Here is a 15,816-nt window from a genome sequence, read left to right on the forward strand (position 1 = left end):
AAGAAACCGGATGCGCGACAATTGGTGCAAACAAATCAGGAAACCTGTTACCCATGTGCCCGGTCTGAAGTGTTACCAAGGTGCCCGGTTGTAGAGACCGCCATCCATGTCTTTGTTTTCGCATGTAAAAAGCGTTGGTGCCGACCTCCGTCGAGATGAAGTCGACCCAAGAGTCGGCACCAACGGCGATTGGTGCAGTCTGTCGCGAAACGCAAATCGATAGCACGAAGTGCCATATTCTTTTCTCGGTGTAACTCTGTGCGAACTCGGTGCAACTCTGTGTGCGCTTGATTACTTTGTCCAGGTACGGGATCAATCATAACGGACAGGCACGATCACCGACTTGCCAGGCGGTAGGCAACAAATAAGACCGTGTCTACAGGGCAATATCACTAATGACATTATGGCGGCAGACCACATGGACGATGGAATTGTGTTTGTCCTTCGTCGACTTGAACGGCCATCCAACCGGCATGCGAGACGCGAAACGATGCCCTGGCTGTAACCGCGAGACGTGTCCGCGTCATGCGATACGGTGTTCGAACGATCGGCTCTCCTCGGGGATTGCCTCGGGGTAGTCCAGCGTTCCGGCCACTTCACTTCGATGACGACTGGACCCGAACTGATCAGCGGCAGGACGGCCGCGCCACCGACGGAGCCTCGCACGGTGACGACGCCACGTACATCGATCGGATCCGAAGCCTCGGCGGGGGATGCCGCGATCGTTTCCGGCAGCCAACCTATCGCTGCCTGGGCACCATTCGTCCGATCGCCGTCCGGTTGCGATCAAATCGTGATGCGAACGCCCAGTTCCACCACGCGGTCGCTGGGGATGCGGAAGAACTCGGTCGCCGGCACGGCGTTGCGGGCCATGACCAGGAACAGCGCGCGCCGCCACCACGACAGTTTGGGAGCCATGCCGGGCACCAGGACCTCTCGCCCCAGGAAGTAGCTGGCTTGCGAGACGCGCACGTTCAGTTGTTCGGTCAGGTCTTCCAGGGCACGGGGGATGTTGGGGCTTTCCATGAAGCCGTAGCGCAGGATCACCCGATGGATGCCGGGGGCCAGCACCGAGACCTCTGCTCGTCTGCGCTGCGACACCTCCGGCACGTCCTCGTTTTCCACCGTCACGAACAGGACGTTTTCGTGCAGCACCTTGTTGTGCTTCAGGTTATGCAGCAGTGAGGTCGGGACGTAGTCGGGGTTTCCGGTCATGAACACCGCCAACCCGGGCACGCGGATGATCCTGGATTGCGGCAACCGGGCCAGGAACGGTGCCAACGGCATGCTGGATTGTTTCCAACGCGACAGCAGCAGGTCGCGGCCCTGTTTCCACGACGTCATCATCCCGATCAGCGACAGGCCGAGGACCAGCGGCACCCAGCCGCCCTCGACGATCTTCACCGTGTTGGCGCTGAAGAACACCAGGTCCACCAGGAACAATGCGCCGAACACCGACACCGAGGCGGTGCGCGACCAATGGAACTGCCGGCGGAACACCACCATGGCCAGGATCGCCGTGCACAGGAAGGTGCCGGTCACCGCGATACCGTACGCCGAGGCCAGATTGTCCGACGTCTTGAATGCCAGCACGAGCAGCACGACGCCCACGGCCAGGGCGGTGTTGATCTGCGGCACGTAGATCTGCCCCTCCTCGGTGTTGGAGGTGTGACGCACCGTCATCCGCGGCAGGAAGCCAAGCTGCATGCATTGCCGAGCCATGGAGAACGCGCCGGAAATCACCGCCTGGCTGGCGATGACGGTCGCCACTGTGGCCAGGATGACCATCGGCAGGCGTATCCAGGCTGGAGCCAGCAGGAAGAACGGGTTCTCGATCGCCGAGGGGTCGCGGATCATCAGCGCGCCCTGGCCGAAATAGTTGAGAATCAGGCAGGGCAGCACGAAGGTCAGCCAGGTGATGCGGATCGGCCTGGCGCCGAAATGGCCCATGTCGGCATAAAGCGCCTCGGCCCCGGTGACGCACAGCACGACCGCGCCCAGCACGAAGAACGCCATCCCTTTGTACTGGATGCACAGCCCGATCGCATAGGAGGGGGAGATCGACAGCAGCACATATGGATGCGGCACGATCTCGATCAGGCCGGTAAGGCCGATGATGAAGAACCAGACCACCATGATCGGGCCGAACACGCGGCCGACGCTGCCAGTGCCTTTATACTGCATGGCGAACAGCGCCACGATCACCGTGACGCAGATCGGCAGAACGTAGAATTTGAGATCGGGGGCCGACACCTCCAGCCCTTCCACCGCCGACAGCACGGAAATGGCCGGGGTGATGACTCCGTCGCCGAAGAACAGGCAGGCGCCGGCGATGCCGACCAGGGCGATCGCACTTTTCACGCTACGGCCGACCGAGACGCGCTGGGCCAGTGCCATCAGCGCCAGGATGCCGCCTTCGCCCCGGTTGTCGGCGCGCATCACCAGGAAGACGTATTTCAGCGTGACGATGACGATCAGCGACCAGAAGATCAGCGACAGCACGCCCATGATCTCGACATGGGTGGTCTTCGCCGCGTCGAAAAACTGGAGACTGGCCTTGAAGGCGTATAGCGGGCTGGTGCCGATATCGCCGTAGACGACACCCAACACGGCCATCAGCATACCCAGGTTCGGCCTGGGTCTGCCGTGTTCCCCGGGCTCCTGATCTTGGCTCAAATGCATGACCTCATGATGTGCGATGGCGGGGCGATGGTTTCGTCCGGACCGGCACGTGACCCCGGTGTTCGGGGCGCGGCGTCCCTTACTCCGGCGTCCAGGTTGGAGCAAGCAAGTCGTAATCCGGTGCGGCCACGGGCCGGGATCGCGCGGGCAGGCGGGTTACGAGGCCAATCCCCGGCGGTTAGGTATCAGACCTGGAAGTGGGCGGCAAACTCGACCCACTCGCGGCGGTTGAGGCCGCTGGTTTCCTGGGTAACCGACTCGCCGGCCAGCATCCGCTTCAGAACGGTCACCATCTGCGCGGACAATGTGACGGCACCCAGCCGGTAGTCGCGGAAAGCCGCGGCAGCGATGGGGACCCAGGCTTCGGTCATCCGCATCATCTCGTCGGCGTAGACGCGGATTTCGTATTGGGCGTGGGCGTCGGCGCGCAGTGACAGGAAATGGAAGAGATTGTGAAGATTGGTCTTCCAGTACCACTGCGTGTAGGTGTTCAGGGTGAGGTTCATCCGAGCGAGTTCGCGGGCGAGGCCGCGGCGGGCGGGATCGGGGGTTTCGCCCTCGTTCAGCATCAGGACGTAGTTGGTGTAGGTGCGTTCGGCGTCAGAGCGGAGGAGGTGCAGGACCTCGGCGGCTTCGTCGCCGTCCAGGATGTCGCCGCGGCCCTGGCGGTTGGTGGTGGATTGGGCGGCAAGGTGTTCGGGCGAGGGGATGTAGAATTCCTTGTCCAGGATGGAGTACCGGGCGGAGTACTCGTTCACGCTGGCGGTGCGGTGGCGGATCCACTGCCGGGCGACGAAAATCGGCAGTTTGACGTGGAATTTGATCTCGCACATCTCGAACGGCGTGGTGTGCCGATGGCGCATCAGATAGCGGATCAGGCCGGCGTCTTCCTGAACGCGCTTGGTGCCGCGGCCGTAGGAGACCCGCGCGGCCTGCACGATGGCCGAGTCGTCGCCCATGTAGTCGATGACGCGGACAAAGCCGTGGTCCAGGACCGGATGGGCGTGGTGCAGCAGGGCTTCCAGCGCGGGAACGGTCGGACGGATGGTCGACGCCGCTCGCGTGCGCGCTTCGGCGATTTCCGCGGCTTGGGCTTGGGTGTGTGAGGCGTCTGGCAACTGTGCGTCTCCCCGGACTGATTGGTGTCCTTACCGCCTTGGCGGGTTGGGGAGAAAGAGGCTTGTCGGGTTCAGCCTTCGGCCAGCATCCGCTCCCGTAAGATGCGGTTGACCTCGGCTTGATAACCAGGGCCTTTGGCACGCAGCCAAGCCTGCACGTCCGGGTCGAGGCTGATGGTGGGGATCGTGTCCTTTACCATCGCCTTATAATGCTTGCCGCGGACGGCGGTAACCCAGGCGGCCTCGGAGATTTCCGAGATATCCTCGGATTCCCCCAGCCTGGCCTCGATTTCGTCCAGCCGCGCGATCTGGGCCGGTGTTAGAACGCTGCCATCAGAGGTGTGATATTTCATATCGTTTTCGTTCATGCGCTGTCGCCTCTCGCAGGCTGATCACGTGAACCCATGTTTAGTCTTCCGGGTCGGAGTATTTATGCACGACTACCACGACCTTGAAGCCCCCGCCTACCATAACAGTGCCGATGGTGACCCATCGCTCCTCGCCATTCACCACCCCATTCCACAGCGTGTCCGCCAAAGGGTCTGCAAAGGCCTGCTCCACCAATGAAAAATCCAACCCGTGTTTGCGGATGTTCGAACGCCGCTTCTCGGCCCGCCATGTTAAGCGCATGCACCTTTCTCCCGGCCAAAGGAGAGTGCCGGGAAAAGATGAACCGTCCGTTAACGCGACAGCGCAAGCCATTGCCTGTGGCGAATTTCGGGGCTGCGATACCGGGCCGGACGCATTCAGTCGAACTGTCGCGCCGACGGCCTCTGGGACCCCGCCGTTGCAAGATCATACTGGAAGACGAGACGAGTGCCGATCCGCGATAACGAACCGACCCGCTTCGCAGGCCGTAAAACCGCTTCCCACCCCTCCAGTTTTGGTTAACATGCCGCATTGCGAAATGGAGACGCGCATGCAGGCAAGTGGTGCGAGCCAGACTCAGGTCCAGAGCCAGGTGCAGGCGCTCCTCCAGCCGCATGGAACGATGCAGGGGTACGAACCCGGGGCCTGGTTCTGCGAGATGCTTCGCCCCGGGCAGCCGCAACACCCCACCTTGACCCTGCTGATGTCGCGGCTTGCCGCGCTGCCGATCGAAAGCCTGCGCCAGCGGGCGGCGGCGGCGGAGCGGGACCTGCTGGATCGCGGCATCACGTTCACCGTCTACTCCGACGCCACCGCGATCGACCGGATATTGCCGTTCGACTTGATTCCTCGGGTGATAACTCCGGCCGAATGGCAGCAGATCGAAACCGGCGTCGTCCAGCGTGTCCGAGCGCTGAACATGTTTCTGTACGACATCTATCACGAGCGGAAGATATTGGCCGACAAGATCGTGCCGGCCGATCTGGTGCTGAAGAACGCCGGGTATTGCCAGGCGATGGTCGGCTTCGACGTGCCGTTCAACACTTATGTCCATGTCTGCGGCACCGATATCGTTCGTGATGAAACCGGCGCTTTCCGGGTGCTGGAGGATAACGCGCGCACGCCGTCGGGCGTCGCCTATGTGGTGGAAAACCGCCATATGAGCCTGCGGGTCATGTCCGACCTGATGACCAGCCTGCGGGTGCGCGGAGTCGATGAGTACGGGCTGCGGCTGCACAACGCAATGGCGGAAATCGCGCCGCCCGGCGTCGAGGATCCGCAGGTGGTGGTGCTGTCACCCGGCATCTTCAACTCCGCCTATTTCGAGCACGTGTTCCTGGCGCGCGAGATGGGCGTGCCGCTGGTGGAAGGGCGCGACCTTTGCGTCGAGGGTGGCAAGGTCTGGATGCGCACCACCTCGGGTCTGGCGCAGGTGCATACGATCTATCGGCGGATCGGTGACGATTTCCTCGATCCGGATGCGTTCAATCCGGACAGCATGCTGGGGGTGCGCGGGCTGATCGAGGCGTGGCGGCGCGGGGCGGTGGCGATCGCCAACGCGGTCGGCACCGGGGTGGCGGATGACAAGGCGATCTATGCCTATATGCCTCGGATCATTCAGTATTATCTGTCGGAAGAGGCGATCCTGCCGAACGTCGATACCCGTATCTGCGCCGAACCGGATGCGTTGGCGTATACGTTGGATCATCTGCATGAATTGGTGGTCAAGCCGGTGGCGGAGTCGGGCGGTTATGGGCTGCTGATCGGGCCGCATGCATCGAAGGCGCAATTGGCGGAATTCCGAGCGCTGCTGAAGGCCGATCCGTCCAATTACATCAGCCAGCCGACACTGAAATTGTCGGTTTCCCCGACATTGTGTGAGGATGGGGTGCGTCCGCGCCATATCGATCTGCGGCCGTTCGCGGTGACCGGTCGGGACACGTGGGTGCTGCCCGGCGGGCTGACCCGGGTTGCGTTGCGGGCGGGGACGCTGGTGGTGAACTCCTCACAGGGCGGCGGGTCCAAAGACACCTGGGTGCTGGCGTAATGGACATGATCCCGCAGCGCCACAAGGTGCACCTGATCGCCCGGCATGCCGAAAGCACGCTGTGGCTGGCCCGGTATATGGAGCGGATCGAGAACCTGGCGCGCATCCTGGACGTGACCAACACGTTCGCGCGTGACGCCGACGACACGCGCAACTGGCTGTCGATACCGCGCATCAACGGCGACCTGGTCGCGTTTTACAAGAAGCACGGCGAGGCGACGCAGCGCAGCGTGGGCGAATTTTATCTGCTGGACAGCGACAATCCGACGTCGGTGCAATCCTTCATCGCCGCCGCTCGGGAAAATGCCCGGACGTTGCGGGCACTGATCGCCACCGAGATGTGGTTGCAGATCAACGTGTTCTATGGCCGGATCCGGCAGTTGAATGCGGCGAACATTACGCCAGATCATTTCACCGCGGTCTGCGGGATGCTGAAGGACGGCGCGCAGGCGCATACCGGTATCACCGAGGGCACACTGTACCGTGACCAGGCTTGGCATTTTTACATGATCGGCCGGTATCTGGAACGAGCGGACCAGACGACCCGGTTGCTGGATACGCGGTTTCACTCGCTGGCGCCGCAGACCGATGCAGTGGATGCCGATATCGATGCCGGCCACTGGAATGCGCTGCTGCGGGCGGCGGCGGGCTATCACGCCTATCGGCGGGAACACCCCAGCGGGTACGACGCGACGGAGGTTGCGTGCTTCCTGCTGGCCAACACGGCGTTTCCGCGTTCGGTGGGACTGAACCTGGCGCAGATCGAGTGGCATCTGACGCAGTTGCGGACCCGGTATTTCCTGCGCCTGCCGGCGGCGCTGGAGCGGCTGGATCAGTTGAACGGGATGATGACGTATCAAAACGTCGCCGAACTGGCCGGGCGGAAACTGTCGCCGTTCCTGGATTACGTGCAGCGGGAGATTGGCGGTCTGCATCAAGATATCGTGGGAACGTTCTCGGGGTAGGCGTATTTCCAGCGGTCCCGAAGATGTTCTAGGCTGCGCATCATGCCTAGCATCCGCAAAGCCTCGGTCTGCCCGCACGATTGTCCATCCACCTGCGCCTTGTCGGTGGAGGTGTTGGACGGCACGCGTATCGGTTCCGTCCGCGGTGCGGAAGACAACAGCTACACCGCGGGTGTAATCTGCACGAAGGTCTCGAAATACGCTGAGCGTGTCCATCATCCGGCTCGGTTGACGCATCCGTTGTTACGCACCGGGCCCAAGGGCATGGGGCAATTCCGGCCGATTTCGTGGACCGAGGCGCTGGATCGGATCGCCGAACGGTTCATGGCCGATACAGATCGCTATGGGTCGGAGGCCGTGTGGCCGTTTTTCTTCGCCGGTACGATGGGGCTGGTGCAGCGCGACGGCATCAACCGGTTGCGCAACGTCATGCGCTATTCCCGGCAGAAGATGACCATCTGCACGTCACTGCCGGAGAGCGGATGGCAGGCGGGCGTAGGTCAAAGCCGTGGCGTCGATCCGCGGGAGATGGTGAAATCTGACCTGATCGTGGTGTGGGGCGGCAACCCGGTCTCCACCCAGGTCAACGTGATGACGCATATCGCTCGGGCCAGGAAGGAACGCGGCACGAAACTGGTGGTCATCGATCCGTACAAAACCCCGACGGCGGCGGTCGCGGATGTCCATCTGGCGCCAAGGCCGGGTACCGACGCCGCGTTGGCCTGTGCGGTGATGCATGTCGCTTTCCGCGATGGCTATGCCGACCGCGACTATATGCGCGATTACACCGATTGCCCTGAGGCGCTGGAAACGCATCTGCGCGACCGTGGGCCGGACTGGGCGTCCGGGGTGACCGGGCTGTCCGTCGCCTCGATCGAAGCGTTCGCGGCATTGTATGGGCGAACGCAGCATAGTTTCATTCGTGTCGGCTATGGGTTTGCGCGCAGCCGTAACGGGGCCGCGGCGATGCACGCGGTTAGTTGCCTGCCGGCCGTCACGGGTGCCTGGCAGTACGAGGGTGGCGGGGCGCTGTGGTCGAACCGCGGCATGTATCATTGGGACAAGACGCTGATCGAGGGCCTCGACACGCTCGATCCGTCTATCCGTGTCATGGATATGAGCCGTATCGGCAGCGTGCTGACCGGAGACCGGACCGAACTACGTGACGGACCCCAGGTCCATTCGATGCTCATCCAGAACCAGAACCCGGTCACCGTCTGCCCGGACAGCAACAAGGTGCGGCGTGGCTTCGGTCGTAACGATCTGTTTGTCGCGACGCATGAGCAGTTCATGACCGAAACAGCCAGGTGGTCGGACATCGTGCTGCCGGCGACGATGTTCATGGAGCATGACGACCTGTACCAGGCCGGTGGCCACAGCCATGTCCAGATCGGTCCCAAGCTGATCGAGCCGCCCGGCGAATGCTGGTCCAACCACGAGGTGCTGCAGGGGCTGGCATCCCGCCTGGGGGCGAAACATCGCGGCTTCGACATGACGGCAATGGAGATCATCGACGCGACCCTGAAAGCATCCGGCTACCCGGACGCAAAAACGGTGCTGGAGCAGCGGTGGGTCGACGAGATGCCACCGTTTCGGACCGCGCATTTCCTCGATGGTTTTCCCACCAACGACCGCCGTTTCCATTTCGCCCCCGATTGGGCAGCACTTGGTGACACAAGCGCAGTGATGCCCCGGCTGCCGGACCAGTTGGACAATACCGAACCCAGCGATGCGGACGCTCCGTTCCGACTGGTCACCGCGCCGGCGCGCAGCTTCCTCAATACAACCTTTACCGAGACAAGATCAGGGAAAAAGCGGGAAGGCCGCCCCACGGTGCTGATGCATCCAGACGACGCGGATCGGCTGGGGCTGACCGAAGGATCGAAGGTCCGACTCGGTAACGTTCGCGGCGAAGTCATCCTGCACGCTCGGCTGTCGGATGCGCAACAACCGGGTGTTCTCGTTTCGGAAAGTATATGGCCGAGCGAATGTTTCGAAGGCGGTATTGGGATCAATGCGCTGACGAGTGATGATCCCGGGCCACCTTGGGGGGGCGCCGTATTCCACGACACGGCGGTGTGGATGCGCGCCGAGGTCGCGGAAATTGCCTTGGCGGCGGAGTAGAAACAGCCGATCCTGGCGTAGTCTTTGGTGCTTAATAGGGAGAGACGATCATGAGCGGTTCCGAATGGGCTCCTCGCTTACTGAGCGTGCTGCGTATCGTGGCCGGATTGCAGTTCCTTGAACATGGGACGCAGAAGTTTTTCTCGTTTCCAATGCGGGCCGGTGCCGCACCGGAATTGATCTCGATGCTCGGTGTGCAAGGCTGCCTGGAGATCGCAGGTGGTATCCTCATTATTTTGGGTCTCTTTACCCGGCCGGTGGCGTTCATCCTCGCGGGTGACATGGCCGTTGCCTATTTCAAGGTGCATTTGGCCAAGAATTTCTTTCCCGCGCTGAATGGCGGCGATGCGGCGATCCTGTTCTGTTTCGTCTTTCTGTATATGGCCGCGGCCGGCGGCGGTGTCTGGAGTTTGGACGCACAGCGCAACCGCTGAACGTGACGCGAACGGAAATACCGGCCATGATCCGAATGTAGATATTCGGGGGAATTCCATGTCCAAGATCTCGCTGCTCTCACGGGCTGTCGCGCTGCTTTCTGTGTTGTGTGTCATGGGGCTGCCGGCATCGGCTCAGAACAAGGCCGGGCCGGGACCGTTGGTGCTTCAGTCGCAAGGTAGTTTCTTCGTGGGCGGCCGCGACGTAAAATCCGATACGCTCTCGACGCTGCCGGCTTACGCACCGTCAGGCACCATCACCGTCGACCAGATGTACGTGCATTACGAGGTGCCGGCCAATGCCGGAAAACACTATCCGCTGACGTTGATCCATGGCTGCTGCCTGACCGGCAAGACCTGGGAGACGACTCCCGACGGGCGCATGGGATGGGATGAGTTCTTCGTCCGGCGGGGTTATCCCGTCTACGTGATCGACCAATCCTGGCGCGGCCGTTCCGCCGGCAGTGTGGCGGCGATCAACGCGGTCAAGATGGGCAAGGCGCCGGTGGACCAATTGCCGACGGTGTTCTCCGCCGGACATGAAGGCGCCTGGACGATCTTCCGCTTCGGGCCGGAATATCCCAAGGTCTATGACGGCATGCGCTATCCGCTGCGGGCGCAGGCGGAGTTCTGGAAGCAGATGGTGCCGGACTGGTCGAATGCCGTGCCGACGCCGAACCCGACCGTGCCGGCATTGTCGGAACTGGCGCAAAAGCTTCAGGGGACGGTGTTGATCAGCCACTCCCAATCAGGAATCTACCCGTTCCAGACGGTGGCGTTAAGCACCAAGGGCGTTGCCGGGATCATCTCGATCGAGCCTGGTGCCTGCCCGAATGCGGCTGGCGATCTGACGCCCTACAAAACCGTGCCGATTATGGTGCTTTGGGGCGACAACGTGGATCTGTCGCCGCGTTGGTCGCCTCGGTTGAAGGGATGCCGGGCGTTCGTGGCGGCGCTGAACGCGGCGGGCGGCAAGGCGGAGGTGCTGGTGCTGCCGGAGATGGGGATTCACGGCAACTCCCACATGCTGATGCAGGACAACAACAGCCTGCAGATCGCCGCGATGCTGGACACCTGGATCGCGCGGCATGTCGGACATCGTCCATAGCCCCCTGCGTTTCCGGCGACACGCCCTATATCAGCGTCGTCCGCCTGGCGGCGCGTATCGGCTATTTCGTCCGGTGGACGGCGCAATCATCGAGGAGAGAACGGCATGGCTCAGATCAAGCGGCACGCGTCGGCGACGTGGCATGGCGCGGGGAAGGACGGGACGGGCAGCCTGACGACGCAAAGTGCGACGTTGAAGGACACGCCCTATGGCTTCAATTCGCGGTTTGGCGACGGCAAGGGGACGAACCCCGAGGAACTGATCGCGGCGGCGCATGCCGGATGCTTCAGCATGGCGACGGCATTTCAACTCAGCGGGGCGGGCCATCCGCCGGAAAGGCTGAACTGCGACGCGAACCTGACGATGGAGCAAGTGCCCGGCGGCTGGAAGATCGCCGCGATCCATCTGGTGCTGAAGGCGAAGGTGCCGGGTCTGGATAACGCGAAGTTCCAGGAACTGGCGAAGGGGGCAAAGGAGAATTGCCCGGTCTCGAAGGTGCTGAACGCGGACATCACGCTGGACGCCTCGCTGGTGTAAAGCGATCCCCAGGCCGGGACCCCACCCCCGGCCTGGGCTGTTGCCGTTTTTGGCCTTTCGCACGGACCCGTGTACAAACGTCGGATGGCCAAAACTTCACGTCCGGACTATCCGCTACCCGTACTGATTACCGCCACTGACGCGTTGGACGCCTTCTGTCAGCGCATGCACGGCGAAACATTCGTCACCGTCGACACCGAGTTCATGCGCGAACGCACCTACTGGCCGGAATTGTGCCTGGTGCAGGTGGCGGGTGAGAACGAAGTCGCGGTGATCGACGCGCAGGCCGATGGCATCGATTTGTCCTCGCTGGGTGTCCTGTTTGCCGATGAGGCGGTGACGAAGGTCTTCCATGCCGCCCGGCAGGATATCGAGATCTTCGTCCTGCGCTATGGCGATGTCCCGCGGCCGATGTTCGACACCCAGGTTGCCGCGATGGTAGCCGGATTCGGCGATCAGGTCGGTTACGATGCCCTGGTGTCCAGCCTGACCGGCGGTGTCATCGACAAGGCACACCGTTTCAGCGACTGGTCGGCTCGGCCGTTGTCCGCGGCCCAGATCACCTATGCGGCGGCGGACGTCACCCATCTGCGCGACGTCTATACTCGCCTAAGCCGCCGGTTGGCGCAGGAGAACCGCCTGAGTTGGGTCGCCGAGGAAATGGCCATCCTCAACAACCCCGCTACCTATCGCGGCGACCCGGAAACGGCATGGGAGCGGCTGCGTCCGCGCACCACCAACCGGCGTCTATTGTATATCCTGAAGGAAGTGGCCGCCTGGCGGGAGAAAGAGGCGCAGCGCGTCAACATTCCCCGCCAGCGCCTAATCAAAGACGAGGCCCTGCTGGAAATCGCCGCGACGGCGCCGGCGAATGCCGATGCGTTGGCTCGGGTTCGCGGAGTGACCCGAGGTTTCGCGGAGGGGAAATCGGGCACCGCGCTGATGGAGGTCCTGGCGGCCGCCCGCCGCGTGCCGGACGCGGACCTGCCGGCGGCTCCGCAGGCGCGCGACAGCGCCCGTCCGTCTGCGGCCTTGGTGTCACTGCTGAAGGTGCTGCTGGCGGCGAATGCCGAACGGCACAACGTGGCGCCGCGCCTGGTCGCCAGTTCGGACGATATCGACCGGCTGGCGCTGGAGGAAAACCCCGAGATCCCCGGCCTGCACGGCTGGCGGCGGGAGGTTTTTGGCAATGATGCCCTACTGCTGAAGCAGGGACGCATGGCGCTGGGCGTTGATGGCAGGCGGGTGAAATTTATCCCGGTCTAAGCGTGTCACGCGACTCTTCTTGCAAACATGCAGATATCTTTATATAGCGCCGCGACCAATTAGGAGTTCTCCCATGGCCGCACAGGATTTCAAAGTCAAAGACATGTCCCTCGCTGAGTGGGGCCGCAAGGAAATCAGCATGGCCGAGGACGAGATGCCCGGCCTGATGGCGATCCGTGAGGAATTCGGCACCTCCAAGCCGCTGAAGGGCGCCCGCATCGCCGGCTGCCTGCACATGACCATCCAGACCGCCGTGTTGATCGAGACTCTGACCGCGCTGGGTGCCACCGTCCGCTGGTCGTCGTGCAACATTTTCTCCACCCAGGACCACGCCGCCGCTGGCGTTGCCGCGGCCGGCACGCCCGTGTTCGCCTGGAAGGGCCTGAACGAGGAAGAGTTCTGGTGGTGCATCGAACAGACGGTGCGCGGACCCGACGGCTGGACGCCGAACATGATCCTCGACGATGGCGGTGACCTGACGGTGTTGATGCACCAGAAATACCCCGAGATGCTGAAGGACGTGCGTGGTATCTCCGAGGAGACCACCACAGGCGTGCATCGGCTGTGGGACATGGCGAAGGCCGGCACGCTGCTGACGCCGGCGATCAACGTCAACGACAGCGTGACGAAGTCGAAGTTCGACAACCTGTATGGCTGCCGTGAGTCGCTGGTGGACGGCATCCGCCGCGGCACCGACGTGATGATGGCCGGCAAGGTTGCCGTGGTGAACGGCTTCGGCGATGTCGGCAAAGGCTCCGCCGCATCGCTGCGCAACGCCGGTTGCCGGGTGGCGGTCACCGAGGTCGATCCGATCTGTGCCTTGCAGGCGGCGATGGAAGGTTACCAGGTCGTCACGATGGACGACGCTGCGTCATGGGGTGACATTTTCGTGACCGCAACGGGCAATGTCGACGTGATCACGCTGGATCACATGCGGGCGATGAAGCATCGGGCGATCGTCTGCAACATCGGCCATTTCGACTCTGAAATCCAGATCGAGTCGTTGCGCAACTACAAGTGGGAAAACGTCAAGCCACAAGTCGATGAAGTTGTTTTCCCGGACGGCAAGCGTTTGATCGTGCTGTCCGAGGGCCGTCTGGTGAACCTGGGCAATGCCACCGGCCATCCCAGCTTTGTCATGAGCGCCAGTTTCAGCAACCAGGTGCTGGCGCAGATCGAGTTGTTCAATGCGCCGGCCGGCAAATACGAGACGACCACGGTGTACACGCTGCCGAAGCACCTGGATGAAAAAGTCGCGGCGCTGCATCTGGCGAAGGTCGGCGCCAAACTCACAAAGCTGTCAACGAAGCAGGCGGAGTATCTCGGAATTGCCGAGCAAGGGCCGTATAAGCACGATCTTTACCGGTACTAATCGATTAGACGGAATTTAATTCACCGGCTTGTCATGGCGGCAGGCTGGTGAATCACTTTGCCCGCTCCTAACTGGATGCCGCGCGCCCTTGGTTTTGTCTTCCCGGATCATCGTCCGGGAAAGACAGAAGTAGGGTTGTGTCAATATCTGATTAGGAAATATCTGATGCTGACCGTCTCTTCCACGCGGAAACCGCCGTTCACATTTGCCGTGCGTCAGGCGTTGCAGGGTGTGAATGATTCAGTGATGGAAGCGGACTTGCTGTTTTTGGAGGCGTGGGAGATTCAGCCTTCGCCAAATCTCGGCGTGACCCTGCGTGCGAGTCAGATCAGGCGCGCCAATCCCGACCTTGCCGCGGCGATCGATGCTGAATTGAAGGCTCAACCGACGGTGTCCGTCAGTTTCAAGAAGAGTTGAGACCATCACATCCGCGGCGTTATCGCACACGCGGCAATGATCCGGAAAAATATGCGATGACCGACAACGCACCCTGCGGCGTGTAAGCGGTTTCGCCGGTTGTGCCGCCCCGCCCAATGTGGTGGCATCCTGGATCATCGCTTACGCCAAGGGAATCGCCGCATGGCCACGCATCGTATCGCATCGACACCGGAAACCGTGCGTTGGGGCGTCTTCGATGCCGGCTTTCCGCCGCTGATCACGATCGCTTCCGGCGATACCGTCGTGCTGGAATGCGTATCGGGTGGGCCGGAGGTGATGCCGCCGCCCGGCGCCGGCCTGACCGTTCCGCCGGCGCTGGCCGCGATCCATGCGGCCAATATCCCACGCGCGCCGGGGCACCTGATCACCGGCCCGGTCGCTGTTGCGGGCGCGGAGCCCGGTGACATGCTGGAAGTTCACATCGATAAGATCGAACTGGGCAATGATTGGGGCTATTGCGGATTCCGTCCGCTGGCCGGAACCATCCCCGAGGATTTCCCCGAACGATACATGTCGCACATCCCGGTGGACCGAGATCGCAAGACCTGCCGGCTGCCATGGGGGACGGAACTCAATCTGTCGCCGTTCTTTGGCGTGATGGGTGTGGCGCCGCCGCCCAACTACGGCGCGATTTCCACCATCCAGCCGCGCGAGCACGGCGGTAACCTGGACAACAAAGAACTCAGCGAGGGATCGACGCTGTTCCTGCCGGTCTGGGCACAAGGTGCGTTGTTTTCCGCCGGTGACGGCCATGGCATCCAAGGGGACGGCGAGGTCTGTATCAACGCGCTGGAAATCTGCCTGACCGGCACATTTACCCTGACCCTGCACAAGGGCGGCGGGACGCGTGATCCGCTGCTGGCCTATCCGAGGGCAGAAACCGCCAGCCACTTCATCTCGATGGGCATGCATGAGGATCTGGATGTCGCGATGAAAACCGCGCTGCGACAGATGATCGCCTTCATCACCAGCCGGACCAATTTGTCGCGCCAGGAAGCCTACCAGTTTTGCTCCCTGGCCGTGGATTTCCACGTGACCCAGACGGTGAACGGGGAGAAGGGGGTCCACGGGCTGCTGAAGAAAGGGCTGCTGTTTTAGCCTCACGAAGGCGCCTGTCCCTGGAAGTCCGTCGCAAGATGCGACGAACTTCCAGGACAGGATACTAGTCTTACTGTGTCATAAAGTGCTTGCCCGATTCGACGTGGATTTGTCAGTGATGGAGATTCTCACTCGTGGAGGCGGGTTGTGGGTCTCGAATCTAAGTCACGTGGCAGCGAATCACGCTTCGGCGCCTATGTCGAGGCGATCACGTCTGTGCTTGGCCATGCCGATCGCGCCGCACCGTTCCGATCGTAT

Annotated in this window: 14 protein-coding genes; 10 read left to right on the forward strand and 4 right to left on the reverse strand. The window is 62.1% G+C overall.

Translation table 11 applies throughout. The annotated features are described in order from the left end of the window. Positions 1-786 precede the first annotated feature (786 nt). From GSQ89_RS03795 to GSQ89_RS03810, 4 genes are all read right to left on the reverse strand, one after another. On the reverse strand, positions 787-2,676 hold the full coding sequence (locus GSQ89_RS03795; protein WP_408838080.1) for a potassium transporter Kup: 1,890 nt from the start codon (positions 2,674-2,676) through the stop codon (positions 787-789). Positions 2,677-2,867: 191 nt separating this feature from the next. Beyond that, entirely contained in the window at positions 2,868-3,800 is a 933-nt protein-coding gene (gene thyX, locus GSQ89_RS03800; RefSeq protein ID WP_174254823.1) for an FAD-dependent thymidylate synthase, read from the reverse strand. 71 nt (positions 3,801-3,871) lie between these two features. Next, a complete protein-coding gene (locus tag GSQ89_RS03805; protein WP_216855998.1) occupies positions 3,872-4,168 on the reverse strand; it encodes a BrnA antitoxin family protein in 297 nt (98 codons plus the stop codon). 40 nt (positions 4,169-4,208) lie between these two features. Then, complete coding sequence (locus GSQ89_RS03810; protein WP_158922199.1) at positions 4,209-4,430, reverse strand: BrnT family toxin; 222 nt, start codon at positions 4,428-4,430, stop codon at positions 4,209-4,211. A 361-nt stretch (positions 4,431-4,791) separates the two neighbouring features. Here GSQ89_RS03810 and GSQ89_RS03815 point away from each other — a divergent pair, with 361 nt between their 5' ends. The 10 genes from GSQ89_RS03815 (at position 4,792) to GSQ89_RS03860 (ending at position 15,558) form a co-directional block, all read left to right on the forward strand. After that, the gene (locus GSQ89_RS03815; protein WP_158922221.1) at positions 4,792-6,216 is read left to right on the forward strand and encodes a circularly permuted type 2 ATP-grasp protein; all 1,425 of its coding nucleotides are present in this window, start codon (positions 4,792-4,794) and stop codon (positions 6,214-6,216) included. After that, positions 6,216-7,181: an alpha-E domain-containing protein gene (locus tag GSQ89_RS03820; RefSeq protein WP_254073067.1), complete on the forward strand. Its 966-nt coding sequence runs from the start codon at positions 6,216-6,218 to the stop codon at positions 7,179-7,181. Before GSQ89_RS03815 ends, GSQ89_RS03820 begins: the two co-directional genes overlap by 1 nt. A 42-nt stretch (positions 7,182-7,223) precedes the next feature. Then, entirely contained in the window at positions 7,224-9,305 is a 2,082-nt protein-coding gene (locus GSQ89_RS03825) for a molybdopterin oxidoreductase family protein (RefSeq protein ID WP_158922201.1), read from the forward strand. A gap of 50 nt (positions 9,306-9,355) precedes the next feature. Then, positions 9,356-9,739, forward strand: coding sequence for a DoxX family protein (locus GSQ89_RS03830; protein ID WP_158922203.1), 384 nt, complete (start codon positions 9,356-9,358; stop codon positions 9,737-9,739). Between the two features lie 58 nt (positions 9,740-9,797). After that, a complete protein-coding gene (locus tag GSQ89_RS03835) occupies positions 9,798-10,847 on the forward strand; it encodes an esterase (protein ID WP_158922205.1) in 1,050 nt (349 codons plus the stop codon). Positions 10,848-10,952: 105 nt separating this feature from the next. Then, complete coding sequence (locus GSQ89_RS03840) at positions 10,953-11,384, forward strand: OsmC family protein (protein WP_158922207.1); 432 nt, start codon at positions 10,953-10,955, stop codon at positions 11,382-11,384. Between the two features lie 84 nt (positions 11,385-11,468). Next, positions 11,469-12,650, forward strand: a complete 1,182-nt coding sequence (gene rnd, locus GSQ89_RS03845; protein WP_158922209.1) for a ribonuclease D — start codon at positions 11,469-11,471, stop codon at positions 12,648-12,650. A gap of 73 nt (positions 12,651-12,723) precedes the next feature. Then, the gene (gene ahcY / locus GSQ89_RS03850) at positions 12,724-14,022 is read left to right on the forward strand and encodes an adenosylhomocysteinase (RefSeq protein ID WP_158922211.1); all 1,299 of its coding nucleotides are present in this window, start codon (positions 12,724-12,726) and stop codon (positions 14,020-14,022) included. A 165-nt stretch (positions 14,023-14,187) separates the two neighbouring features. After that, positions 14,188-14,439, forward strand: a complete 252-nt coding sequence (locus tag GSQ89_RS03855) for a hypothetical protein (RefSeq protein WP_158922213.1) — start codon at positions 14,188-14,190, stop codon at positions 14,437-14,439. 162 nt (positions 14,440-14,601) lie between these two features. Further along, a complete protein-coding gene (locus tag GSQ89_RS03860) occupies positions 14,602-15,558 on the forward strand; it encodes an acetamidase/formamidase family protein (RefSeq protein WP_158922215.1) in 957 nt (318 codons plus the stop codon). Positions 15,559-15,816: the final 258 nt, after the last annotated feature.

Source organism: Acidisphaera sp. S103 (assembly GCF_009765975.1).
Lineage (GTDB): Bacteria > Pseudomonadota > Alphaproteobacteria > Acetobacterales > Acetobacteraceae > Rhodopila.